This window comes from Flavobacterium magnum, assembly GCF_003055625.1.
Classification (GTDB): Bacteria; Bacteroidota; Bacteroidia; order Flavobacteriales; family Flavobacteriaceae; genus Flavobacterium; species Flavobacterium magnum.
Genome location: NZ_CP028811.1, coordinates 243152 through 269358, shown reverse-complemented (window position 1 = coordinate 269358; position 26207 = coordinate 243152). Strand labels below are relative to the sequence as shown.

The window sequence follows — 26207 nt, the reverse complement described above, 5'->3', positions numbered from 1 at the left end:
AACTGCTTTTGTTAAATTTAGTCGTTGTGAACATGGTCTACAGCAAACATATCTGATAAGTTTGTCGTAATCAAAGGCAGGTTCTCACCGCTCATGATCATCGCGCCCATGCCGCCCATGTTGTTGTCCGTTAGCTTGATTTTGTTGGAGCCGTCGATGATTTTGGCGACATCAGCAAAAATGTGCACATCCGGCGTAATGTTTGTCCTCACCAATGCCTTTTCCGGAAAATCCAGCGTGACGGCGGTGTAGTTGTAATTCGCCCCGGATTTTCCGGTGTGTACCATAAAAGGTGTTGCAGTGCCTACTGTTGACGAAGTAAACGTTCCTTCAAATAACAGGTGTTTGTAACCTGCGCTCCAGGACCAGGCCATGTCCTCGTTTTGTGCGGCGGCGAAGAAATCACCCTGAACAGTTTCCCCAAGATTGTATTGGGCCTCGTCTACGCCAATACCAAATTTAATCCTGGTATAGTTTCCTGCAGGAATGTTCGCCAGTTCCAAAACATGGCTAACGTCATTCGCCTCGCTTACGATAAAATAACTTTCTGATTTTGGATACACGAAAACGGTGCCGTCTTCTTTTGTAAGTTCGATGTTGCTGATGATGTATTTGACATCGGAGACAGTCAACGTTTCTCCTTGGGAAGTCATGTTTTCCTGGCCATTCAGGATCAGGTTCGCCTCGCCGAAAACATTATCGAATTCCACTTCGAGTTTCCCCCTGCCGGAAGCAGCAGTGTCGTTGTCATTGGAACAGGATGCCAAAGTGAGCGCGGTTGCCATAACGGCAAATATATATTTGATTTGAAATGTCATAATTCAATATTTAAGATGTGTAAGGTGTGGGTTCAGGGCAGGTGCCCCAAACGGTTATGGACATAAGTCTGTAGGGTTCCCGAAGAACAGGAACCGATAAAAAAGGAATGCGGATAAACTTAGGCCGTAAAGTTTGGCGGATGGAAATCGGAACGGCAATCCAGATACGCGTAAAGATTGGAATAGTCTGTGTTCACGCCCGGATTTCGAATGGGAACCCGGATTGCAAAATGCAGCGTTGAAGTGTCCTGAAAAAAAAGCAACTCCGCCTCTTTAACCGGCGCTTTTTTTTCATTTGGTTTTTCACCTTCCGAAGCTTTCGCCATTTCTTTCATCAAATGGCATTTACCGTTACATTTTAATTCAGGCCGGGCTTTGTTTTCGCAGAGAACTTTGGAGATATATTCATAATTGGACACATATTCAACAATGGGGAACAATGGTTTGAATAGGATAAAAAAGGCTAATATGAATAGTGTTTTTTGCACGCGGCAAAAGTATCCCATAATCCGCAATTATACAACGGCAGCCCATCAAATTGACTGCTTTTTGTTTTTTGGAATGCACTCCGAAGGCGGATAATGTTAAAAGCGGACGCAACCAGACAGCACTTAAAATCTTTACTTTCGACATGCTGATCTGACGCAGCCAACATTTTATAAAGTTCGGTGCGTATTTGCTTGTATTTTCCTATCTTTGCCGCAGTACCTCAAGCCTCTCAGAAATGAGGGGCTTATTATTTTCACCAAATTATGGCACACAAAGCAGGCTTCGTCAACATCATCGGAAATCCAAACGTAGGAAAGTCTACCCTCATGAACGCATTCGTCGGCGAACGGCTTTCCATCATCACCTCTAAGGCACAGACCACGCGGCACCGCATCCTCGGCATCGTCAATGGGGAGGATTTTCAGGTGGTGCTTTCCGATACGCCGGGAATTATCAAACCCGCTTATGAGATGCAGGAATCGATGATGAACTTCGTCAAATCGGCATTTGAAGACGCAGACATATTGATCTACATGGTCGAGATAGGCGAGAAGGAACTTAAGGATGATGCCTTCTTCAATAAAATCATCCACGCTAAAATCCCGGTGTTGCTGCTGCTCAACAAGATTGACAATTCGCACCAGGAGCAGCTCGAGGAGCAGGTCGGCTTCTGGAAAGAAAAAGTGCCCAATGCCGAAATCTTCCCAATTTCCGCGTTGAAAAACTTCAATGTCCCGGAAGTTTTCGGGCGTATACTGGAGCTGTTGCCGGAGTCTCCGCCATTTTACCCGAAAGACCAGCTTACCGATAAGCCGGAACGTTTTTTCGTCAATGAAACCATCCGCGAGAAAATCCTGCTGAACTACAACAAGGAAATCCCGTATGCTGTGGAAATCGAGACCGAGGAATTCCTTGAAGATGATGACATCATCCGTATCCGCGCCTTGATCATGGTCGAGCGCGACACCCAGAAAGGCATCATCATCGGGCACAAGGGCGCCGCTTTGAAGAAGGTCGGGGTGGAGTCACGCGCGGAACTCGAAAAATTCTTCGGCAAGCAAATCCATATCGAATTGTACGTCAAGGTCAACAAGAACTGGCGCAGCGACGCAAGGCAGCTCAGGCGTTTCGGCTACAACCAATAGCGTAGGCAGTCCGGCTGGCCGAATATTTGCGATCGCAGTGACCGCGCAGTGCTGATTTATCCTATCCGTGTAAAACACGTAAAAAATAAAGTAACATTTTCTTACAATTCCGTAACCGCTTTAATACCGTCATTTTAGAAATTTACTGATATAAAAATTCCTAAAATGCACGTTATGAAAACGACAATCTCAAAAACGCTCACCGCTTTGTTTGCAGCGGCATCCATCGTCTCCTGCAAATGCAATGATGACCGAAAACCGGTAACGGAAACCAATACCAGTACAACGGTGGTCACTGAAACCACTACGATTGACAGCTCGGGACAGGCTGCCGCTGATGCCAATGCCGCCGCAGCGAGGACGGCCGGAGCGAAGTCCGTTTCAGTAAAACAGGCCTCCGGTACGGCTGTAAAATCAGGCAAATCGAAAAGTAACGAAGACCCCGATGTCCTGATCACCCGTACCAAGGACGGCACGGATGCAGAGAACCACGATGGCAACCCGTACACGAAAAATGACCAGACGCCACAGCCCACGGGTCCGCCGATCAAGTAATTTGATTCTGGGCAACGAACGAATACGGTATCGATATGCCGCGCGGGATATATAGCCTGCATCTTCCGGAGATGCAGGCTTTTCTGATTTGACCGGATACCAAAATAAAAACACTACCTTTGCAAAATATTTCAAAAAGAGCATGAGCAATATCGTCGCCATCGTAGGAAGGCCAAATGTAGGGAAGTCAACATTATTCAACCGATTGATTAAGAGAAGGGAAGCCATTGTGGATGCCGTGGCGGGGGTAACCCGCGACCGCAATTACGGCAAGAGCGAGTGGAACGGAAAGGAGTTTTCGGTGATTGATACCGGCGGCTACGTACGTGGTTCTGATGATGTTTTTGAAGGCGAAATCCGCAAGCAGGTCGAACTGGCCATCGACGAGGCGGATGTCATCATTTTTGTGGTCGATGTCGAAGAAGGCATTACGCCTATGGACGATACCGTGGCAAAATTGCTGCGCAAGGTGACCAAGCCTGTGCTGTTGGCCGTCAATAAAGTCGACAACGCGATGCGCGAGAAGGAAGCGATTGAATTTTACAACCTCGGACTAGGGGATTATTATACATTTGCCAGTATTTCGGGCAGCGGCACGGGCGAATTGCTCGATGCCCTGATAGAGGCGTTCCCAGACAAGCCTGAACCTACACAGGAGGAAACCGAGTTGCCGCGCTTTGCCGTGGTAGGCCGTCCGAATGCAGGGAAATCAAGTTTTATCAATGCACTCATCGGTGAAGACCGTTATATCGTTACAGACATAGCCGGTACCACGCGTGATGCGATCGACACCAAATTCAACCGTTTCGGATTCGAATTTAACCTCATGGATACCGCCGGAATCCGCCGCAAGGCGAAGGTCAAGGAAGATCTTGAGTTTTATTCGGTGATGCGTTCGGTGCGGGCCATCGAGCACGCCGACATCTGTATCCTGATTATTGATGCGACGCGCGGTTTCGAAGGGCAGGACCAGAGCATCTTCTGGCTTGCCGAAAAGAATCGTAAAGGCGTCGTGATTTTAGTCAATAAGTGGGATCTGGTTGAAAAGGATACCATGTCTACGCGCGACTATGAAGCGAAAATCCGCAAGGAAATTGAACCGTTTACCGATGTGCCGATTTTATTCGTTTCGGCACTCACCAAGCAGCGTTTGCTGAAAGCGCTCGAAGCGTCGGTGCAGGTTTTTGAAAGCCGCAAGCAGCGCATCCCGACATCCAAATTCAACGACCATATGCTCAAGGTCATTGAAAGTTATCCGCCGCCGGCACTCAAAGGCAAATATGTGAAAATCAAGTACTGCATGCAGTTGCCCACCAATACGCCGCAATTCGTGTTCTTTGCAAACCTCCCTCAGTATGTGAAAGAGCCGTATAAGCGTTTCCTCGAAAACAAGATCCGGGAGAAATGGGATTTTTCAGGTGTGCCCATAGATATTTACATCCGCGAGAAGTAGTCAGGAACCGGATTGGCGAAAGCCAGACTAAGCGCTGACCGTCTAAATTCATAATAAATAGTCCCCGACCGGGGGCTTTTTTATTGGTTGCAATCATCCCTGCAATTCGAAAACTTTTGGCCGGCCACTGTACCCCCGGCAATAAATTTCCCAATTGTCTGTTAAATGTTTTTTAACGGAATACTTCCTTTCGGGGAGATTGCTTTATTTCGCCGAACCTTAACCAAAAAACCAAAACACCAATGAAGAGACTATTGTCCTGCCTCTCCCTTATGCTCTTTTGTTTCATGTCCCATGCCCAAAACATCACCATCCGGGGGCGTATTCTCGAGAAAAGCACCAACCTCCCGATGGAATCCGCAACGGTATACCTCACCAGCGTAAAGGATTCCACGATTATCGATTACACGATTTCCGACAAAAAAGGCCATTTTTCACTGACAACCAAAAAAATAAAGCAGCCTGCATTCCTCAAAGTCTCTTTCATCGGTTTTACAGATTACACGCAGCAAATGGACGAATTGTTGTCCGACAAGGATTTTGGTGATCTCGCCATAGAGGAACTGCCGCGCAGCCTCAGCGAAGTCGTCGTCAAATCGCAGGCGCCGCCGGTCCGGATCAAGAAAGACACCCTAGAGTTTAACGCCTCGTCGTTTAAGGTCAGTCCCGATGCCAATGTGGAGTCGCTGCTCAAGCAGTTGCCCGGGGTCGAGATCGACGCCAACGGAAAAATTACTGTGAATGGAAAGGAAGTCAACAATATCCTGGTGAACGGCAAACCGTTTTTCGGCAAGGACGGCAAAATCGCGACCGAAAACCTTCCCGCCGAAATTATCGATAAGGTGCAGGTGACCGATACCAAGACCAAGGAAGAAGAGCTGTCAAACCAGGCCGCAAGTTCTGATGAAAAAACCATCAACCTCACCATCCAGAAGAATATGAATAAAGGGCTGTTTGGAAAATTCAGCGCCGGGAAAGGTTCGGACGACCGTTATGAATCGAGCGGACTGATCAATTATTTCAAGGACGAACAGAAGTTCAGCTTCCTGGGCTCCTCAAACAACATCAACTCGATTGGCTTTTCGATGGACGAAGTGTTCGATTCCATGGGGGGCGGCCGCAACGTGTACATGAGCGGCGACGGCAGTTTTAACATCGACGGGCAGCAGTATGGCGGCGGCAGCGGAATTACCCAATCCGGTTTGGCAGGCGTGAATTATGCCGACCAGTATTTCAAAAAACTTGAAACGGGCGGCAGCTATATGTATACGAATGCCAAAACCCGGAATGACTACAAGAGCCGCACCGAAACGTTGCTTCCCGATGCCGCTACGGGCGAAAGCCAGTCCTATCTTCGGGAATCCTCCGGGAGCTCAGACAAGCTGCATGAGGGGCATAATATGAACATGGACCTGGAATATAAGATCGATTCGCTGACGACTTTTTCCGTGCGTCCGCGGATCAAGAAGAATTTCGACAACAGTAAGAACTTCTTTACGCAGAAGTCGTTTAACGCAGCAGGGCTGGTCAATGAAAACAACGGTTCAGCCACTTCAATAGCGAATGACGGCGAGATAGGCGATGAGTTGTACTTCAACAAGAGTTTTAAAAAGAAGGGCAGGGTTTTGGGTGTGACATTCAACAATGCGCACAGAAGCAGCGAATCAGACAACTTCAACGATTCGGAGACATTGTATTATCAGGATCCCGACAAGACCGAGGATATCCGCCACCAGCGCGAACGGAACCATACGCGGCTGGATGAGTACTACGCACGCATTGGGTACACGGAACCCATTACTGATTCCGTTGGAGTGACACTCCGCGCCGGCTACAGCTGGAAAAATTCAGGCACTTCGAAAAACACTTTCAACCGCAACGACCTTACGGGAGATTACAGCAATTACAGTGATTTATTATCTTACGGACTAGAGTCCGGTACGAAGAGCTTCATGCCCACAGCGTCCTTCTATGTCCGCAAAACCAAGTACAGCGCTGGGTTTACCGTGGGGCCGCAGTTTATTTCATTTGACAACAGCAGGGATTACCTTGGGGCGCGTCGCGACCTCAGCAAAAATTATGTACTGGGCAATGCGAATGGCTGGTTCAACTACCGCCTTAGCAAATCGAAATCGGTTTATACATATTACAGTTATGAGGTTCAGCTGCCGACGGTCGAGCAATTGTTGCTTCAGGATTTTTCCTCTCCGCTCGTAACAATCACCGGGAATGAAAACCTGAGGCCTTCAAAAACCCATAATATCTACCTGAATTACAACGATTACGACTACGCCAAAAGGTCCGGGTTGTATTTGTATTCGGGAATCAATTACAAGACCGACGACATCGTTTCCACCAATGTGTTTGACGAACAAAACCTGACCAGCACGCTTTCTTACGCCAATGTCGATTTTGCCTACTCGGGTTATATGGGCATCAATATTGACAAGACAATCAAGCGTGGCGCACACAAATTCAGGCCGAGCGTAGGCATCAATGCCAATTACAACTACAATAAAGGGTTTACGAACAACAAGTTATATAAGGCGTTTGGCTATGCGCTGAATCCGGAAGCCTCGCTGTCGTATGAATACGGCGAAATACTGACGCTGCAGCCTTCTTACCGTTATGAGTTCAACCAGACGGATTATGACAATTACTCGATTGACAAATCATCGAACTTTAGGCATGTGTTCAAGATGGAAAACACCGTCAAATGGCCAAAGCATGTTATTTTCGGAACCGATTTCGGATACACCTACAACTCGAATATCGCTGATGGTTTCAGGAAGGATTTCTACCTGCTCAATACCAGCCTTGGGTACAATTTCTGGAATGACAAATTGCTGGCCAAAGTGAAGGTCTACGACATCCTGAACCAAAATACCAATACCTCGCGCACCATTACACCGGAATACATCTCAGACATGCAGAACACCGTGCTGAAACGCTATGTCATGTTCTCGCTGACCTATAAGATTGAAAAGTTCGGTGGAAAAAAGAAGAATGAATGGGAGATGGAGGAGTAGATTGTTTCTTTGGCATAGACTAACTGAACATAAAAGCCGGAAGTAACACCTCCGGCTTTTGTATTTAATGGGCAGTCCCATGCAATCGGGTTGTAAGGTTACCAGCTTCCGCCGGATCCGCCGCCGGAAAATCCGCCGCCGCCGAAACCGCCGCCAAAGCCACCACCGCCTGAGGACCCGCCGCCGCCAAATCCGGAACCGCCGCGTCCGAGGCTACTCAGGAGAATCATCTCACCGAGCCCAATGCCACCGCCGCCGCCACGCCCACCACGACCGCCTTTCCCACGGGATGCGGCTGCAATGATGATGATAATGACGAGGATGGCGCCAAAGGGAAACCGGTTTTTTTCCGACTTCTTCTCTTTTCGCTCGCCTTTGTATTTTCCTTTGATGACCTCAAAAATGGCGTCGGTACCCTTGTCTAGCCCGGCATAATAATCACCAGCCTTAAACTCCGGGACGATGATGTTTCGGGTGATTTCCCCGCCGATTCCGGCAGTAAGCCTGTCTTCAAGACCGTATCCGGCAGAAATCCAAATTTTGCGTTCTTTTTTTGCAAGCACGATCATCACGCCATTGTCGTCTTTTTCACTGCCGCCGACACCCCATTTGTGCCCCCAGTTTGGGGTGAGGGTTTCAATATTGTCGCCGTTCAGCGTTTCGATGATGGCAACGACAATCTGGTTGGACGTGGAATCCGAATACCGGATCAGCTTCTCCTCCAATTGCGCCTTATCGGCCTCACTAAGCAGGTGCGCGTAGTCGTAAACACTCGTCTGGAAATCCGGTTTTGGCGGAATCTCGAATTGTGCCGAAGCGTTTTGTGCCAGTAAAAAAAACACAAAAAAGGTCAGTATAGTAATGCGTTTTTTCATTTAGCCTCTTGATATTTCGTTCGAAAGTTCGTCCTTGTCGTCATCGGTACACGGGAAATGCTGCTGCAATTCGCGCCCGGCACGCAATATGCCGTCGATTAATCCCTGTTTAAAATCCCCGTTTTTGAAATGGGCCAGCATCACTTCTTTTGTAGAGTCCCAAAAGCCTTCAGGAACGACCTCGTCTATGCCCTTATCGCCACATATGGCAAATGCCTTGTCTTCGACCGCGAGGTAAATCAGTACGCCGTTCTTAAGTTCGGTCTGGTGCATGTCCAATAAATTAAAAACTTCCACCGCGCGCTCAAACGCAGCGATGGAAGTTGTTTTTTCTATATGAACCCTGATTTCTCCGGAAGTTTCCTTTTCAGCCTTTTGTATCGCCTCAACGATTTGCTGCTCTTCTTCTTTGGTAAGAAAATTTTCGAGGTTCAGCATCTCCTAGAATTTTACCTCTACGGGTTTGTCGGCGCCTTCAACTGATTTGAAGAACGGTTTTTCAGGATAGCTCAGGAACCATTTCTGCGGCACCGCAAGTACGTAGCCGTTGTAGGCCTGCACAGATTCGTTGAAACGTGTCCTTGCCGTAAGGATCTGGTTTTCGGTGCTGGCCAGTTCATCCTGTAATTTCAGGAAATTGCTGTTGGCTTTGAGTTCAGGATACCTTTCCACGTTGACGAGTAATCGCGAGAGGCTCGAGGAAAGGCCTGATTGTGCCTGCTGGAATTTGATCAGCTGTTCCGGCGTGATGTTTGTCGGGTCAACCGTTACCGACGTCGCTTTCGATCGTGCTTCAATAACTGCGGTCAGCGTCGTTTTCTCGAAATCGGCAGCGCCTTTCACCGTATTGACGAGGTTGCCGATCAGGTCATTCCGTCTTTGGTAAGCGGCATCGACATTTCCCCATTCTTTTCCGACAGCCTGGCTGTAACCAAGCGCTTTGTTCTGGATTCCCATCGCCCATATGACAATGATAATTACAATACCGGCTACGATAATCCAAGGCAAAAATTTTCTCATGATGTAATTTGTTTTAAATTGTGCTTGTTAGACGGAACTCGCTTTGGAAAAGTTACAATTCATTTTTGATACTGACCAATTGTGCGCGGATTCCCTCGAGTTTGCTGATGATCTCAAATTTATCAAGCGTCTTTTTCTGCCCTTCCTTCAAATGGGTCCGCGCGCCTTCGAGCGTAAACCCGCGTTCTTTTACGAGATGGTAAATCAGCTGGAGGTTCTTTACATCTTCGGGCGTAAACATGCGGTTGCCTTTGGCGTTTTTCTTGGGTTTCAGGATGTCAAATTCCTTGTCCCAAAAGCGGATCAATGACGCATTCACATCAAAAGCCTTAGACACTTCGCCTATACTGTAATATCGTTTTCCGGGTGGTAAGTCTATATGCATTAATCGAGAGATTGGTTTTCCTGGTTAGCTAGTTTGGATATGGCCACATATTCTGCAGCCGAGATATTGCCGTAATAAAAATTCAGCGGGTTTACGACTTCCCCGTTCTTGTGCACCTCATAATGCAGGTGCGGCGCCTCTGAACGCCCCGTGCTGCCTACGTACCCGATGATATCGCCGCGTTTGACGCGCGCTCCGGCCCGCACTTTGTATTTGCTCAAATGCCCGTACAGCGTCTCGTAACCATAACCATGCCGGATCACAATGTGGTTGCCGTAACCCGAGACGGTATTGTCTGCACGTTCGACTACGCCGTCGCCGGTCGCGTAGATGGGCGTGCCGGTTTTTGAAGAGAAATCCATGCCCGCATGAAACTTCCGCACCTTCGTAAACGGATCGCTGCGGTATCCGAAACCGGAGGCGACCGCACGCAGGTTCTCATTGCGTACGGGCTGTATCGCCGGTATGGCCGACAGCAGTTTGTTCTTTTCCTTCGCGAGTTTCATGATCTCGTCGAGCGATTTCGACTGTATCACCAATTCCTTAGACAGTACATCGACGCGCTTTGTCGTATTGATCACCAGTTCCGAGTTGTTATAGCCTTCCAGTTCCTTATAACGGTTCACGCCGCCAAATCCTGCCTTACGCTGCTCGTCCGGAATCGCCGACGTGTTGAAATAGACCCTGTAAATGTTATTGTCACGCTCCTCAATCCCGGCCAATACCTCATCAATCTGGTCCATCTTCTTGTTCAGGATCGCATAGCGGATTTTCATGTTGTCGATCTCGCGCGCCTGAAGCCGGTCTTTCGGGGTCTCGAAATACGGCGTATTGAGCAGTGCGATAAACGCCAGCGTACCAAACAACGCCGAGGACAATAAAAATAGCGAAATATAGGCAAAACTCCGGCGTTTTTTCGGGCTGATTTTTTTGTACGCCAGGCTTTCGGGATCAAAATAATATTTTACCTTCTTCATATAAAATATGCTATTTTTGCACCTTATAAAAATTAAGGATAACAATATTACGAAAACTTAGCCGAACAACAGAAGTTTGCATTTGTTTTGTAATGATTCGGGCCTTAATCCGGCTAACGCTGCAATCTGCCGTCCACAAAGCCTTCTTTGCAGGCCCCGCCGGGAGCTTCCTTCGGTCGCTCCGCCGGTGCAGCAAAAAATGGCTTTCCGTTTCGGCAGGATTTCCGCTCATATCCGGGGCAAACCATTTTCAAATCAAACACATGAAGTCACAGGAAATACGCCAACAGTTTCTCGATTTTTTCCAAAGTAAAGGCCACCTCATCGTGCCCTCAGCGCCCATCGTATTAAAAGACGACCCCACGCTGATGTTCAACAACTCCGGTATGGCACAGTTCAAGGAATATTTCCTTGGCAATGCCGTCCCGAAAAGCAAGCGCATCGCCGACACCCAGAAATGCCTGCGCGTGTCCGGAAAGCACAACGATCTCGAGGAAGTGGGTATCGATACCTACCACCATACGATGTTCGAGATGCTCGGCAACTGGAGCTTTGGCGATTATTTCAAGAAAGACGCCATCCACTGGGCCTGGGAACTGCTCACGGAAGTGTATAAAATCGATAAGGATATTCTTTACGTCACTGTTTTTGAAGGTTCGAAAGAAGAAAACGTGCCGTTCGACCAGGAAGCCTGGGACATCTGGAAAACACTGATTTCCGAAGACCGGATTTTATTGGGAAATAAAAAAGACAACTTCTGGGAAATGGGAGATCAGGGGCCGTGCGGACCCTGCTCTGAAATCCACGTCGACATCCGTTCCGCGGAAGAAAAAGCTAAAACCCCGGGCAAGGAACTCGTCAATGCAGACCACCCACATGTCGTCGAAATCTGGAACAATGTTTTCATGGAATTCAACCGCAAGGCGGACGGTTCACTCGAAAAATTACCCGCGCAGCACGTCGATACCGGAATGGGTTTCGAGCGCCTTTGTATGGTATTGCAGGGCGTACAATCCAACTACGATACCGATGTGTTCATGCCTTTGATCCAAAAGATTGAAAGTGTCACCGGGAAGCAATATACCATCAAAGCGGCCAATGAGGCCGAAGAGAAAACCAATATCGCCATCCGCGTCATTGCCGACCATGTGCGCGCCGTAGCCTTCGCTATTGCTGACGGTCAATTGCCGTCAAACACCGGTGCCGGATACGTGATCCGCAGGATTTTACGCCGCGCCATCCGTTACGGCTTTACGTTTCTGGAAACCAAAGAAGCTTTCATTTACCAATTGGTCGACACCTTGGCCAGCCAGATGGGGGCGTCATTCCCTGAGATTGTTTCGCAAAAGGCATTGGTCATGAACGTGATTAAGGAAGAGGAAAATTCCTTCTTAAGGACCCTGGATCAGGGACTGCAATTGCTCGACAACGTCGTCAAAGGCACCGAAGGAAACGAAGTCTCCGGAAACAAGGCATTCGAATTGTACGATACTTTCGGTTTCCCGAAAGATCTGACGGCGTTGATCCTGAAAGAAAAAGGCATGGCGTATAATGAAGCCGATTTCGATAAGGCGATGTTCGAACAGAAAACCCGTTCTCGCGCCGCCTCAGAAGTATCCACAGACGACTGGACGATCTTGACCGAAGGCAATACAGAAACTTTCGTAGGTTATGATTTATTAGTCAACGAAGTCAAAATCACGCGTTACCGTAAAGTCGATTCGAAAAAAGACGGCCAACTGTACCAACTCGTTTTGGACCATACGCCATTCTATCCGGAAGGCGGGGGGCAGGTAGGCGATAAAGGCACCTTGTCGAGTGCCAATGAAAGCATCGACATCATCGACACCAAAAAAGAGAACAACCTGATCCTGCATTTTACGCGTACCCTGCCCGAAAACCTGGACAGGCCGTTTATTGCAAAAGTAAACCGGGAATTGCGTTCTGAAACCGCCGGCAACCACTCGGCGACACACCTGATGCACCAGGCATTGCGCACCATACTGGGTACGCACGTCGAGCAAAAAGGCTCACTGGTAAGTCCGGATTACCTGCGTTTCGACTTTTCGCATTTCTCTAAGGTCACTGACGAGCAATTGAAGGAAGTCGAAAACTTCGTCAATGCCAGGATCCAGGAGCATTTGCCATTGGTAGAAAAAAGAAACATGCCGTTTAATGAGGCGGTGGCGGAAGGCGCTATGGCTTTGTTCGGGGAGAAATATGGGGATTCAGTACGTGCCATCCGTTTCGGCGAAAGCATCGAGCTTTGTGGTGGCATCCACGTACAGAATACGGCTGATATCTGGTATTTCAAGATCGTCAGCGAAAGCGCCGTGGCAGCGGGAATCCGTCGTATCGAAGCCATTACCGGTGAAGCCGTACAGCGTTTCTTTGCCGCTCAGGAAAAAGCGTTGGACGACATCAAAGCCGCATTGAAGAATCCGCAGGATTCACTGAAAGCCGTCGTTTCGCTGCAGGAGGAAAATGCAAAACTCGCCCGCCAGGTCGAATTCCTGATGAAGGATAAGATCAAGAATATGAAAAGTGCTTTCGTGTCACAGCTGGAGGAAATCAATGGCGTAAAGTTTCTGGCCACCAAAGTTGATCTGGATGCTGCCGGCGCGAAGGACCTGGCCTATGAAGTTGGTGGTACTGCAAATAATATTTTCCTTGTTTTCGCTACTGCAGATGAGGGCAAGCCCATGCTGACGTGCTATATCTCAAAAGAACTCGTGGCTTCCAAAGACCTGAATGCGGGGAAAGTCGTCCGCGAGCTTGGGAAATACATTGAAGGCGGCGGCGGCGGACAGCCATTCTTCGCCACGGCCGGCGGTAAAGATGTTCTGGGCATTCCCGAAGCATTGGAAAAGGCGGTTGATTTCGTAAGGTAAGTCAGCCCGAGCCCTCACTTGTACAGCAACTGAGGGTTTTGTATTGCGCTACCCTGCGACATTGCACCATAAGTAAAGCGAATATATAGCGTATGTATAGCGTATATATAGCGTATTTATAGCGTAATATGAGCATATCGTAGGCGCCGTATTTTCATTTACCATGGCGTTGCAGTTGTGCTGTAAAGCGTTAATTTTGCAATCCTGAGCCAACACCCAGTCCTCAACAAGTATGCAGTTTACTACCACTGTCCCCATCCCGGAAAGCCACCACAAGCTGGATTACAAATCCTGCATTGTGTCATTGGGTTCGTGTTTTGCCGAACGCATCGGGGAGAAGCTGGGCTATTACCAGTTCCACCACACGGTCAATCCTTTCGGCATTATTTTCCAGCCGCTGGCCCTGGCCAAAATCATCCGCTTTGCGGCCATCCGGAAAGTTTTCAGCGAAGCGGACGTCTTCCATAACAATGACGCGTGGCACTGTTTTGATGCGCACTCGGCGCTCAGCAGCGTCTACCGTGATGGCCTGATCGACAACCTGAATGCATCGGTGGCGCAATTGTCACGCGGACTCGAAGCCGCGACACATCTTATCGTGACACTCGGCACCGCATGGTTGTACAAGCACGACCAGACCAATGAATATGTCGCCAATTGCCATAAGGTGCCACAACGCTATTTTTCCAGGGAATTGCTGTCTGCGGAGGCGGTGGCGGACAGCCTCAGGCAAATCATCAGCTCGGTTTATTCCATCAATCCGGGTTGCCACATTATTTTCACGGTATCGCCTGTGCGGCACATCAAGGATGGTTTTGTGGAAAACCAATACAGCAAGGCAAACCTGATTTCGGCGCTGCATAAAACGCTGTCGGCTTCTGAGGCGTCGTATTTCCCGTCTTACGAAATCATGATGGACGAGTTGCGTGACTACCGCTTTTACGCAGAAGACATGCTGCACCCCAGTCAGGCCGCTGTCAATTACATCTGGCAAAGGTTCGCTGAAACCCACATCAGCGAAACCGCCATCCCGATCATGGACAAGGTGGCCTCGATACAGAAAGGCTTGGCTCACCGCCCATTTAATCCGGATACTGCGCAACATCAGTTGTTTCTCGAGAAACTGCAGGCCCAGATTGCCAAAATGCGGTCGCGGTTCCCGCACATGACCTTCTGACGCCGGTTCCTGACCATCGCAGCCTGTGCCGTAAACGCGCACCTTCTATGGTTTTCCTCTCCTGCCTGCCGGTATCAAAATACGAATTTCTACGTATTGGGTACACCTTGTGATTGTCGCAGATTTGTCAAATAAATAATTAACAAATCGCTACATCATGAAAACTTTCAAAAAAATCGGATTAACAGCCTTGATGGCACTGGCCTTTGTATTTAACTCCTGCAGCAGCGACAGCGACGGCGGCGGAAGCTCCAGCCTGTCAACGTACATCTCTGCCAAAGTGGACGGCGTTGCATTCGAAACCGCATCGATCCAGGGACAATCCTTCGGAGTTGCCTCCAAATCAGGTACCGGCGACATGCAGGTGATTTCAGTGTCCTGCACGAACCAGTCGGCCATTACCTCGCAGACCTATGACGCCATGCACGTGATCCTTGTAGGGCCCGTCACTGCCGGAACCACCTACCAGGTAAACCAGGATACAGACCATACTTTGGGGTATGTCGAAGCGCCGGGTAACATCAGCTGGGACACAGGCGACTGCCAGAACGCTACAGGAAGCATCACGGTAACAACGCTTACAGACACTAAAATTGAAGGCACTTTCAATTTTACCGGATCTAAGGACGACGACTGTGCGTCCCAGAAAACCGTGACCAACGGTAAATTCAGGGGCACCTTTATCACTAATTAATTTTTTTCAACCACCCTTATTTGATCCCTCGCACGGCAGGAAGCAATAACTGCCGTGCATTTTCACACCATCTGTAAAAAACACAACAAAAAGCATTATGAAAAAAATTACCCTTTTCTTATTTATGGCCGTTATCGGACTCATGGCTACCGTAACTTCCTGCTCTTCTGACGGCGATGCGTCAGGAAATCCGGGTCCGGTCAACACCGGCGACCTGAAACTTTTCGTTATCGATACTGCAAAAGTAAACACGATCAGCATGACAGGTACCAATGAAAACACGGTACTTAATAAAATGCTGAACCTGAACAGCTATATTGGTGCCATGGCTATTGCCCCGGACGGCACTAAATTCGCCTACACCGAATTTCAGGCGGCAGGGACCTTCCCGAACATGGCTTACAGCCGCGAAGTGCGATTGGCAAATGCGGACGGATCCGGCGATATCAGCCTGTACGCCTCTACCGATGTACAGCTGGAGATCGATGAGGTAAAAATCGGTTCGGACAATAAGGTATATTTTATCACACAAAACTTTGCTGAGAACACCCGGAAACTAAACACCGTCGCTATGGATGGCACGGGGATGACCAGCGTGGCCATCAACTACGATATCGAGGATGTGTCGCCAGACGGCAATCTGTTCACTACACCGGCCTTCCAAAGCCAGTCGGATATGCTGCTGCAGATCATCGACCGAAATGATGATAATGGCGCGGGCGGATTATTCCACAGCGAGCTTTTTGCGGGGATGGCTTCTAACTTCAGCAAAGGCGTTTTCACAAACGATGGCAAATCGGTAGTCATTGCCTACAAGGAAGGTACTGATGTCAAGGTACGCCTGATTGATCTTGACACCAAAACGGCTCAGACCAAAACGCTCGTGTCCAATTTTAATGAGCCGTTCTTCAACATCTTCCTCTCTATGGCCAGCGACAGCAATCGCGGCGTGCTGACATTGGGTACCTACGACAGCGCGCCTTCGAAATCCTATATGTTCAACCTGTCTGCGGGAACGGTAGCCATGCCATTTTTAAACAACGATCCGAATGTCGGAAGGGTTTATGCCCATTAAAGATGCAAAATACGTCAAATGTCGTATTGCGGCAACTGCCAAATAATCGCAGTTTCGTAACTGTATAAACACCAAAAACAGATGATGATGGGAACTAAAAAATTACTGTATGGCCTGGCGTTGCTGCTGCTGTTTTCAGTTCAGGCCAATGCGCAGAAAAAGCAGACGCTGACCGATGAGGAACAAGTTCAGGAAGCCGTAACGAAGGAAATCGACGAGCTGTTCACCTCAAAGGATTTCCTGAAGGCCAGAGCCAAAAAATTTGCCGACGTAAAAGGCACGATGGTCTTTGACGTGGGCGTCGTACAAAACGGCAAAGTATCTACCTTCTTCAAAGTCGACAGCGATATCAGGAACATCGACTTCATCAACTGGATGTCTGACTACATCCTGAAGCATAAATTCTTCTTCAAATTGCAAAAACAGCAGCGGTACAAAATACGATACACCGCAACTTTTGAATAACCTTAAACATCAATAACCATGAAAAAATTAACGATAATGATGCTGGCGCTCGTGTGTGCCACGACGGCAAGCGCACAGCTGGGCAAACTGCTCGGCGGTGGCGGGAAAGCCGGAAAAAAGACCGGAGACTTCACTACTGTCTGGGAAGGTGAATTTGACAACAAGGCCACCAGGCTGGCCGTGACGAACGGAAGCGGAAAATACATTGTCGGCACGGACGACAATTCAGCTACCGTCCTGAACGCCGACGGCAAAATGATCTGGAGCGGCGATTACAAAAAAATCACGACCAACAAGACCAACAAATGCGAATACCAATATACGGTATGGACTGATAAAGGCGGATACCTTTTCCTTTTCGACGAACGGAAACTGGGGACTGACCGCGTTGCAGTAATTGACATCCCCACGGGTAAGGAACTCTGGAACTCCGAAGTCTACCAAAACCTGATCCCAAAAGGGGAGAGCGCTGGTGACGACGAGCTGGAAACCGTCAAATATATCTATGAACTTGACGCATTCCTGATTTCGCAGAAAGCCTCGGTTATCCTTGTCAAGGCCGATACCGGCGAGAAAATCTGGGAGACGAACCGTTTCAAGGGCGGTGTCGGAAAATACATTTACAATGCCGATAAAAACGAAATCGTGATGCTCAACTTCAAACCAACAGCATTGGGCGCGTTGTTTGCAGGATACAAAAACCAGCTGGTGCGTCTCAATGCATCCAATGGGGAAGTGCTATGGGATGCAACTTTTACCGGCGCCGTGCAAAAAGAGCTCGTCACCCGCAAACCGATTGTCGACATGTGGATCAAGGGCGGCAAATTATACCTGCACCTCAACGGCCTTACGGTTTACGATTACAGCACAGGACAGCAGTTGTGGTCCGCGATTTATGACGACGATATGGGCGGTTCAAGCGGAAACTCCTTATTTGGCAATAAAAAGAAATCGCAATACTACCACCTGATTGCCGAACCGCTGTTTACGCAAAACGCAGTATACCTGGTCATCCTCGGGAATCGGGACAAAACCAAATATGTCGAGAAACACGATCTCGAATCCGGCAAACTGCTCTGGGCTTCAGAGAAAATTACCGGTGCGTTCTGCATGCCCCACATTTACCTCGCCGGTGACAAACTGATGGTGCAGGTGGGTGGAAAATTCCAGGTACAGGAGCTCAGGTTAGAGGAAACGAGCAACGGACTCTCAGCCGGATTGGCACTGGGCGGTTTCGGCGGCGGCAGCTCTAAAGCCTGGGTGCCATATATCTATTGGGATTACAAAAACCAGAAAAACAGCGTATTGGCCATTGATGACAATAACGGTAAAACGGCGTGGCGCTCTGAGCGTTTTGACAAAAGGATCACCGACCTGATTTTAAGTGAAGACAAAAGCACGTTGTTCGTCGGTGATGGGGATGAGTTCTATGGGTATGACATCAAGTCGGGTAACCAGCTTTTTGATGTGAAGCACAATGATGCCAAAGTAGGTAAGGCAACTGATGTAATCGACTTCGGCGACAAGGTCGTGGTACTTTCAGAAAAAGGCCTGGCTTCTTACAACAAAAAAGACGGCAGTCGCGCCTACGCTTCAGAAAAGATTAAAGGCGTGGATTATTTTTACCACATCGGCGACAACTACTTCCTGCGCGACCAACGCAACAGCAAGAACATCATTTACGGCATCGATATGGCCAATGGCGAAACCAAGGGCTCTGTACAATCCAAAGGAAAAGGCGGCAGCCCGCAATATGGTGACGGTATAGACATAACAGAAGACGGCGAATTCATTTTTGCTTTCAAGGGCAAAAAAGTGGAGAAAATCAAAGTCAACAATTAATTTTTTTGGGTTATGTTTTTTATGGTGGGGGCTGATGAATTCGTTTGTCAGCCCTTTTTTTAAATGAAATCAACGATGAAAAATAACATACTCTTTTTAAGTTTGATGGCTGTTTTTTCTGTCCATGGGCAGCAGGTGCAATGGGCCGGTAAATTGATTAAGTTTTCGTCAGATCTGGGCGGGAAGCAGCATGGCATCAAACGCATCCTGGGCAAGCCCGACGCCTTCCCGCAGGGCGGGCCAAGCGCCAATGCATGGATGCCCAAGAATGCGCTGGACGGCAATGAAACCGTGGAAGTAGGGTTTGAAACACCGCAAACCGTAAAGCAGGTGGCCGTATTTGAGAACATGAATGCAGGCTGTGTAGTCCGGATTGCGGTCGATGACGGGTCCGGGAAATACAAGACGGTCTGGTCGCGTGACATAAACTGGAGGAGAAACCTTTATACCAGCCAGTTTCCGGCGGACCGTAAATATTATTACAACCGAAAAAGGAGAAAAATCCAGTCCGCGCCCGAAGTGGATGTCAATCCCGGCATTGAGCATGCGATCTTAGACCAGGCTGTAGCCCATGTCGTTGCGGTACGCGTAGATTTCAGTTTCGCATTGGTTCCCGGGCAAAAGCAGGTTGACGCCATCGGTATTTCGGATTCAGAAACCCCGATGGAAGCCTCCATCCACTCAGCACAGGAATTTGCGTCGCTGCCCAGGCCGGAGAAACTCGACCTCGGTGGCCTCATGCCTTCCAATCCGATATTGAACCCGGATGGTAATAAGTTGTATTTTACGGACTTTACGAATCCTAAAGAGGTCATTTACTCGTGCATAAAGAATGATGGCCGGTGGTCAGCTCCGTCGCAGGAAATGAATGCACTGAATGACGATGATCAGTTCAATTATCTCTACGGCATCCACGACAACTGGGCGCTCAAAGGCGGAAAAAGCTACAGTCGCGGTACAGGCGAAACGGGCTACGCATTCTATGGAGGCCAGGGCGATGCAATGGCGGTGTCAGGCATATTGAAAGTTGCGGCTTACAACAACTACGATGACACGTCGGAACTGACAATCAGCGCCGACGCCCAAACCATCATCATGGGCATTGAAACCGACATGACCCAGGGCGGTGCCGATCTGTACTTTTCGAATAGGAAGGAAGACGGTTCGTACGGTTTTTTACAAAACATGGGCAAAGCGATCAACAGCGCCGCCGATGAAAGCATGCCGCGGTTGCTCTCAGACAATAAGACTTTGCTGTTTTCCAGCAATGGTTTCAGCAATTACGGCGACTACGATATTTTCGTGACGTACCGTTTAGACGATAGCTGGAAGAACTGGTCAGAGCCGGTCAATCTCGGCAGCAGCATCAATAGTGGCAGTTTTGACGGATCCCCGTGGTATGACGAGCGTAATGGCGAACTGTACTTCATCCGGACCGTCGACGGGCAAACGGGCATCTACCATGTGCATTTGCCCAAGTCACAGCTGATGAAGGGATAGGAAAATACGAATAACTGCGTATTTCTTTTCGGCGGGGGAAACGGGACATTTGTTAACGGCCTTAAATCGAAAACAAATCCACTAATCCCTTTTGATATGATTATTTTACTGACCGCTGTGATCTTGCTGTTGTTTGTTGCGATGATTTACCTCGCCGTATATTCGCATCGGGAAAAGAAGAAATTTAGCGAAAAAATCGCTGCGCTCGAGGCCATCATCGTCCAGATTACCAGGAAGCAGCTTGCGCAGTCGGGGCAGGTAAAACTGTCAGACGACCTGAACGAGCGTCTTAAAAAAAGCCGCGTTGTGCTTAATGAGGACATCTTTACACTCAATTATGAATTGTTTGATCTCCTGTCAAAAAACGATTTGCTTAAAAATAAACCCGAAGGCTAAATTTCCTATTTTTATGGAATGCACGACTACTCATGAATAAAATCCCACTGCTGCTTTTCCTGCTGTTGCCGATTATGGCTTTCTCCCAGAACCATGATCCTGACAGTGTATTCATCTGGTACGAGCGCGACCGGGAAAAAAATCCCGAAAGGGCATTGCAGCACATTCTCAATGGGATTAAGAATGCGGAGCAGCGGCACGACAAATACCATAAGGCAGCGTATCTGGTCAAATTGATCGAGCAGAAGAATTTCATCCGGGATTATGCCGGTGCCTACCGCGATTTTCGCAAGGCCGAAAAATACTGCATAGACAACAAGGTGGACGGACAACTGCCGTGCGCCTACAGCCAGTACGCCGAAACCTGCTTCAATAAGGAAGATTTCGTCGGGGCGATGAAGTATTTCCGGCGTGCCGACTCGGTTTTTGCAAAGCAGAAAGACGGGATCGGGGTGGTGATTTCCAAAAACAATATAGCCAACATTTATCAGGTGCAGGGCCAGTACGACCTTGCCATCAAGAACCTGCTTGACGCCGCAAAGCATGTCGATACGTCACAATACCGGTACATTAAGGTCGAAATTTTCAATAACATCTCCGAATTGTATGAGACCATTGGCGACAACAGGAAAGCACAGGATATGGCACGCGCCGCGATGAAAATTGCACTCGGGGGTAAGCGCGACAATCCCCATGGACTGCTCCTCTCATACGCACACCTGACGTCGCTGCTGACCGATACACACCAATATGCGGAGGCAGAAAAATACTACCGTAAGGGCATCGCGCTCGCAGATTCAACCCATCTCGAAAGCGTAAAGTTTGATATATTGAAGCCGGGTATCACGCTCAAGGTGCTTCAAAACGATATGTCTGAGGCCAAAAGGCTGGTTTTTGAAGCGATGGCGCTGGGCAGCAAGTACAAAAAAAACTCCAACGAGATGTATTCCGTAAAGGCTAACCTGGCTAGGATTTACCTGCATGATGCGCAGCCGGCAAAGGCGGTGGCCTTGCTTAACACGCTGTTAAGAGAAGCGCGGCTCGGCGACCGCAGGGATGATATCGCTGAAATTTACGAAGCACTGTCGCAGGCTTATGAACAGGCCGGTGACTTTAAAAAAGCGTTGGAAAACCACAAGCTTTTTGTGACGCAAAAAGACGTCATCCTGGGCAGTGAAAAGCAGAAATACTTTAAGGATGCCCAGGTGAAATATGAAACTGCCATCAAGGAAAAGGAATTGGCGCAGCATAAAGTGGCGCTGCTACAGAAATCATCCGAGTCGAGAAAGAAGAATACCACGATTATCATGCTCGCCGCGCTGGTGTTCTTTGTGGTGATATTGGCGTACCTGGTTTACCGTCAGCAAAGGCTCAAAGGCATACAACGCGAAAAGGAATTCCAGCTCAAGGCCGCCATCGCACAGATTGAAACCCAGAACAAACTCCAGGAACAACGGCTGAGCATTTCACGCGACCTGCACGACAACATCGGCGCACAGCTGACCTTTATTATCTCGTCGGTTGACAATGTCAAGTTCGGGTTCAGCCTCGAGCAGACCAAACTCAGCGACAAGCTCGACAGCATCAGCGACTTTACCAAATCGACCATCCTGGAACTGCGCGACACAATCTGGGCGATGAACCATGCCGAAATCAGTTTTGAGGAATTGCGCTCGCGGATCTTCAATTTTCTCGAGAAAGCGAAAACAGCCAAAAGCAGTATCGACTACGCCTTCCACCTGGATGCATCCATCCTCGACGTCAAACTGTCCTCCCTGCAGGGCATCAACATCTACCGCACCATCCAGGAAGCGGTAAATAATGCCATCAAATATGCCGCACCTTCGAAAATTGTTATAGAAGCCAAACCGGAACGGGGCAGGATTACCATTGAAATCCGCGACAACGGCGTCGGTTTTGATACGTCTGACAATGACCGCGGCAATGGTTTGGGCAACATGAAGAAACGTATGAAGGAAATAGGGGCGGAGTGTACGATACAATCTGTAAGGAATGAAGGGACTACGGTCCGGATTTCTTTTCAAAACAACAACAATTATGCTTAAAAAATACCTCTCCATTTGCCTGCTGTGCTGCCTGCTGCCTTGTAATGCCCAGAATACGCAGCAGATGATCGCCGGCCTGAAAGCTGCGCTGAAGGACAATCCCGGCGCGCGGAAGACCGCCACCATTTATTCGGACCTGACATGGTATTATTCGACCGTTTCCGTTGATTCGGCTTTGGCATATGGGAAAAAGGCCGAATCCGAAGCCCTGAAATTAGCGGATTCCACGTTGCTCGGGCAGATTTACAGTGACATCGGTTCGGTGTACTTCAACAACGGAGACCTCACGCGTGCCCAGCAGAGTTACCTGCGTTCCTATGCCATCCGCAAACGCCTCAGGGATGCTGCGGGTATCGCAAAGATCAATAACAACCTGGGCAATGTATACCGCGACCGCCAGGAGTACACCCAATCAATGAAGGCATTCCTTGAAGCGTTGACCTACTTTGAGAGCGTAAAAGACCTGAAAAGCACCGCGATAGCCAAAAGCAATATCGGCATGCTCATGGTGAACCTGCACGACTACAAAAAAGCGTTGGCCTACCTGAATCCTGCCATCGCTTACGCAGAACAGCAGCAGCTGCCGGACCGCCTCTGCGAATTCTACGGAAATCTCGGCAAGGCGTATTCCGGGCTCAACGATACGGTCAAAGCCAGGGTCGCTTTTGAGAAAAGCCTCAGGAATTGCAGGCTGTCGGGTAATAACCGGGCAATCTCGGTGCTGTACCAGAACATTGGGCTGCTTCGGGCGCGTGCAAAAAACGAAGCCAGCGCCGCGGTGATGTACGAAAAGTCGAGACAGGTTGGCCAGGTTGTCAACTCCGCCCACGATCAGGACAACCTCAAGATCAGTGTCGCGCGCAGTTACCTCAAAACCGGGAAATACAAGGAGGCACTCGCATTGCTAACAGAAATCAGGGACAAATTCCTGCGCGAGAAGAAAGATGAAAGCCTGTACTACACGCTCGATTTGATGATCCCGACCTTCGCCTACCTCAAACAGCCGGACAGCGTGCTCTATTACCAGGAAGTGAACAAAAAACTCAGTGAGCACCTCACGCGGCTGAGCATGTTACGGCAGACCGCAGAGCTCGAGACCAAATACCAAACGGCCAAAAAAGAAAAGCTGCTCGCGGAACAGCGTGCCGAAACGCACCGCAAGAATATGCTGCTGGTTGGGATTTCCGTGCTGACGTTTTTGGTCATCATCATCTCATTGCTGCTCTACAGGCAACAGAAATTGAAGAACAGGCAGCAGCAACAGGAATTCCGGCTCAAATCGGCCATTGCCCAAATCGAAACACAGAACAAACTCCAGGAGCAGCGGCTCAGCATTTCGCGTGACCTTCATGACAATATCGGGGCGCAGCTGACCTTTATTATTTCGTCGGTAGACAACATCAAGCACGGGTTTGACATCCAGAACATCAGGCTCAATGACAAGCTGCGCAGCATCAGCGATTTTACGAAATCGACCATTGTCGAACTACGCGATACCATCTGGGCGATGAACAACAGCGCCATCACCTTTGAAGATTTGAAAGTGCGTATCCTGAACTTCATCGAAAAGGCGAAAATGGCCAGGGAAGACATCCATTTCACATTTGATATCGATGACGCGCTGCAGGCGGTAGCGCTCACGTCGATCGAAGGCATGAACATTTACCGGACCATACAGGAAGCGGTAAATAATGCCATCAAATACTCGGATGCGGAGGATATTGGTATTTACGCTTCCGCAGATGACGGAACAATATCAATCACGATCAATGACAACGGTGCCGGTTTTGACCCCGAAAACAGTGGCAACGGGAATGGGCTGCACAACATGCGCAAACGCATAGAGGATATCGGCGGGACCATTTCGATCAAGACGGCGCTCTCCGAAGGCACAAAAATCAGCATTTCACTTAAAAACAAAAACAATTAAAATTAAGGTTATGGTTAAAATAGTGATAGTCGACGACAATATCTTTTTGCAAAAGGCGGTGGCTGAAAAGCTTTCCTTCTTTGAGAACCTCGTGTGCAGGTACACGGCCGTGAATGGCATCGAGTTGTTGGAAAAACTCGAGAACAACCACAACATCGACCTGATCCTGATGGATATCGAAATGCCAAAAATGGACGGCATCGAGGCCACCGGCATCGTAAAGAGTAAATACCCGCACATCAAGATCATCATGCTTACTATTTTTGATAATGATGAGAACATCTTTAGGTCGATTAAGGCCGGCGCCGACGGTTACCTGTTGAAGGACGTCACCCCCGCCGACCTGAACCAGGGGATTATGGAGACCCTCAATGGCGGCGCCACGATGACCCCATCGATTGCATTGAAGACCCTGAAGCTCTTCCGCAACCCGATTGCGTTTGACGTCCCTTCGGATAGCGAGGACATCAAGCTCACCGTGCGCGAAATCGAAGTCCTCGAGCAACTCAGTAAAGGCCTGAAGTACCACAATATTGCCGATAACCTGATTCTTTCGCTGGGTACAGTACGCAAGCACGTCGAGAATATTTATGCAAAACTTCAGGTGCATAATAAGCTGGAGGCCATCCAGAAAGCGAAGAACAATAAGCTCATATAGTCTGCGGTTTCAGGGTCCGGCAACCAGGTTCAGGCCATAAAATACGACAAATGCCGTATTGTCTACTTTTCATGATAGGCGCAATTTTGGCGTATAACTAACTTAAATTTATTTTATCATGAAAACACTCAAAATGATCTCAAAAATGACATTGGTTGCCGTAATGTTCCTGGCACTATCCTGCAGCAGCGACAGTGATGGCGGCGGTGGTGGCGGTAGCGCTTCCCTTGGGACCGTAACGGCAAAAATTGCAGGTTCGGGCTTTACATCAATGGCGATGGCTACCAGTGCGCAGCGCGTAACATCTGGCAACATGACGACCATTAGCCTGGTCGGTGCAGATTCTTCGGGAAAATCAATCAGCCTGATTATGAACGGGGTTTCGCAGGCCGGGACCTATGATATTGGTGGCGATAACAGCATTTCAATCGTAGGTTCATATACGGCACTCAACATGCAGGACCCTGCAAATTCAGTGGTGTATGTGGCGCCAACAGAAGGTGGTGCCGTTAAAGGTTCGGTTACGATTTCCGAGCTTACCGATGCTAAACTGGTAGGGACTTTCCACTTTACAGGTACCAACCAGGACAATGCCATCGACACCAAGGAAATCACCAATGGTGCCTTTAACCTGGAATTCTAAAATAATTTTTCCGAAAAAGCCCACGCCTGTATGGCCGCGGCCGGTATCGGATCAAGCTACTTGTTTTGTGTGATTTTGTCCTTTTCGAACGGAGTAACATCCTGCTTTGAAAAGGACATTTTTT

The 26207-nt window shown here is 48.7% G+C and carries 23 protein-coding genes; 16 read left to right on the top strand and 7 right to left on the bottom strand.

Annotation, left to right across the window (positions count from 1 at the left end):
• Positions 1–17: 17 nt before the first annotated feature.
• Both HYN48_RS01015 and HYN48_RS15350 read right to left on the bottom strand, forming a co-directional pair.
• Entirely contained in the window at positions 18–818 is an 801-nt protein-coding gene (locus HYN48_RS01015) for an MbnP family protein (RefSeq protein WP_108369368.1), read from the bottom strand.
• A 119-nt stretch (positions 819–937) separates the two neighbouring features.
• Positions 938–1153, bottom strand: a complete 216-nt coding sequence (locus HYN48_RS15350) for a hypothetical protein (protein WP_245945970.1) — start codon at positions 1151–1153, stop codon at positions 938–940.
• 417 nt (positions 1154–1570) lie between these two features.
• Between HYN48_RS15350 and era the strand changes: the two genes are divergently transcribed.
• The 4 genes from era (at position 1571) to HYN48_RS00990 (ending at position 7489) form a co-directional block, all read left to right on the top strand.
• Positions 1571–2452 carry a GTPase Era gene (gene era / locus HYN48_RS01005; RefSeq protein WP_108369367.1) on the top strand — a complete coding sequence of 294 codons (882 nt, stop codon included), beginning with the start codon at positions 1571–1573 and terminating at the stop codon, positions 2450–2452.
• 174 nt (positions 2453–2626) lie between these two features.
• Positions 2627–3007 (top strand): hypothetical protein, encoded by a 381-nt coding sequence (locus HYN48_RS01000; RefSeq protein WP_108369366.1) that lies wholly within the window; start codon positions 2627–2629, stop codon positions 3005–3007.
• A 142-nt stretch (positions 3008–3149) separates the two neighbouring features.
• The gene (gene der / locus HYN48_RS00995) at positions 3150–4460 is read left to right on the top strand and encodes a ribosome biogenesis GTPase Der (RefSeq protein WP_108373243.1); all 1311 of its coding nucleotides are present in this window, start codon (positions 3150–3152) and stop codon (positions 4458–4460) included.
• A 242-nt stretch (positions 4461–4702) separates the two neighbouring features.
• A complete protein-coding gene (locus tag HYN48_RS00990; protein ID WP_108369365.1) occupies positions 4703–7489 on the top strand; it encodes an outer membrane beta-barrel protein in 2787 nt (928 codons plus the stop codon).
• A 98-nt stretch (positions 7490–7587) separates the two neighbouring features.
• Here the strand turns inward: HYN48_RS00990 and HYN48_RS00985 are convergent, their stop codons facing one another.
• Genes HYN48_RS00985 through HYN48_RS00965 form a run of 5 tightly spaced genes read right to left on the bottom strand, consistent with a single transcriptional unit; the run spans position 7588 to position 10746 of the window.
• Complete coding sequence (locus tag HYN48_RS00985; protein WP_108369364.1) at positions 7588–8364, bottom strand: TPM domain-containing protein; 777 nt, start codon at positions 8362–8364, stop codon at positions 7588–7590.
• Positions 8365–8802, bottom strand: a complete 438-nt coding sequence (locus HYN48_RS00980; protein ID WP_108369363.1) for a TPM domain-containing protein — start codon at positions 8800–8802, stop codon at positions 8365–8367.
• 3 nt (positions 8803–8805) lie between these two features.
• The gene (locus HYN48_RS00975; protein WP_108369362.1) at positions 8806–9384 is read right to left on the bottom strand and encodes a LemA family protein; all 579 of its coding nucleotides are present in this window, start codon (positions 9382–9384) and stop codon (positions 8806–8808) included.
• A 52-nt stretch (positions 9385–9436) separates the two neighbouring features.
• Complete coding sequence (locus HYN48_RS00970; protein ID WP_108369361.1) at positions 9437–9769, bottom strand: MerR family transcriptional regulator; 333 nt, start codon at positions 9767–9769, stop codon at positions 9437–9439.
• Positions 9769–10746: a M23 family metallopeptidase gene (locus HYN48_RS00965; RefSeq protein WP_108369360.1), complete on the bottom strand. Its 978-nt coding sequence runs from the start codon at positions 10744–10746 to the stop codon at positions 9769–9771. The genes HYN48_RS00970 and HYN48_RS00965 overlap by 1 nt, the downstream gene beginning before the upstream one ends.
• A 263-nt stretch (positions 10747–11009) precedes the next feature.
• On the opposite strand from HYN48_RS00965, the gene alaS reads away from it, so the two are divergent.
• From alaS to HYN48_RS00905, 12 genes are all read left to right on the top strand, one after another.
• Positions 11010–13637, top strand: coding sequence for an alanine--tRNA ligase (alaS, locus tag HYN48_RS00960; RefSeq protein WP_108373241.1), 2628 nt, complete (start codon positions 11010–11012; stop codon positions 13635–13637).
• A 232-nt stretch (positions 13638–13869) separates the two neighbouring features.
• Complete coding sequence (locus tag HYN48_RS00955) at positions 13870–14814, top strand: GSCFA domain-containing protein (RefSeq protein WP_108369359.1); 945 nt, start codon at positions 13870–13872, stop codon at positions 14812–14814.
• 157 nt (positions 14815–14971) lie between these two features.
• Positions 14972–15508 (top strand): DUF6252 domain-containing protein, encoded by a 537-nt coding sequence (locus HYN48_RS00950; RefSeq protein WP_108369358.1) that lies wholly within the window; start codon positions 14972–14974, stop codon positions 15506–15508.
• Positions 15509–15605: 97 nt separating this feature from the next.
• Complete coding sequence (locus HYN48_RS00945; protein ID WP_108369357.1) at positions 15606–16583, top strand: hypothetical protein; 978 nt, start codon at positions 15606–15608, stop codon at positions 16581–16583.
• A gap of 81 nt (positions 16584–16664) precedes the next feature.
• A complete protein-coding gene (locus tag HYN48_RS00940) occupies positions 16665–17048 on the top strand; it encodes a hypothetical protein (RefSeq protein ID WP_108369356.1) in 384 nt (127 codons plus the stop codon).
• 18 nt (positions 17049–17066) lie between these two features.
• Complete coding sequence (locus tag HYN48_RS00935) at positions 17067–18890, top strand: outer membrane protein assembly factor BamB family protein (RefSeq protein WP_108369355.1); 1824 nt, start codon at positions 17067–17069, stop codon at positions 18888–18890.
• 75 nt (positions 18891–18965) lie between these two features.
• The gene (locus tag HYN48_RS00930; protein WP_181248498.1) at positions 18966–20390 is read left to right on the top strand and encodes a PD40 domain-containing protein; all 1425 of its coding nucleotides are present in this window, start codon (positions 18966–18968) and stop codon (positions 20388–20390) included.
• 96 nt (positions 20391–20486) lie between these two features.
• Entirely contained in the window at positions 20487–20786 is a 300-nt protein-coding gene (locus tag HYN48_RS00925; RefSeq protein WP_108369353.1) for a hypothetical protein, read from the top strand.
• A 32-nt stretch (positions 20787–20818) separates the two neighbouring features.
• The gene (locus tag HYN48_RS00920) at positions 20819–22852 is read left to right on the top strand and encodes a tetratricopeptide repeat-containing sensor histidine kinase (protein ID WP_108369352.1); all 2034 of its coding nucleotides are present in this window, start codon (positions 20819–20821) and stop codon (positions 22850–22852) included.
• Positions 22845–24782 (top strand): ATP-binding protein, encoded by a 1938-nt coding sequence (locus HYN48_RS00915; RefSeq protein ID WP_181248497.1) that lies wholly within the window; start codon positions 22845–22847, stop codon positions 24780–24782. The genes HYN48_RS00920 and HYN48_RS00915 overlap by 8 nt, the downstream gene beginning before the upstream one ends.
• Before the next feature lie 10 nt (positions 24783–24792).
• On the top strand, positions 24793–25440 hold the full coding sequence (locus HYN48_RS00910; RefSeq protein ID WP_108369350.1) for a response regulator: 648 nt from the start codon (positions 24793–24795) through the stop codon (positions 25438–25440).
• A gap of 118 nt (positions 25441–25558) precedes the next feature.
• Positions 25559–26083, top strand: coding sequence for a DUF6252 domain-containing protein (locus HYN48_RS00905; protein WP_108369349.1), 525 nt, complete (start codon positions 25559–25561; stop codon positions 26081–26083).
• The last annotated feature ends 124 nt before the right edge of the window (positions 26084–26207 follow it).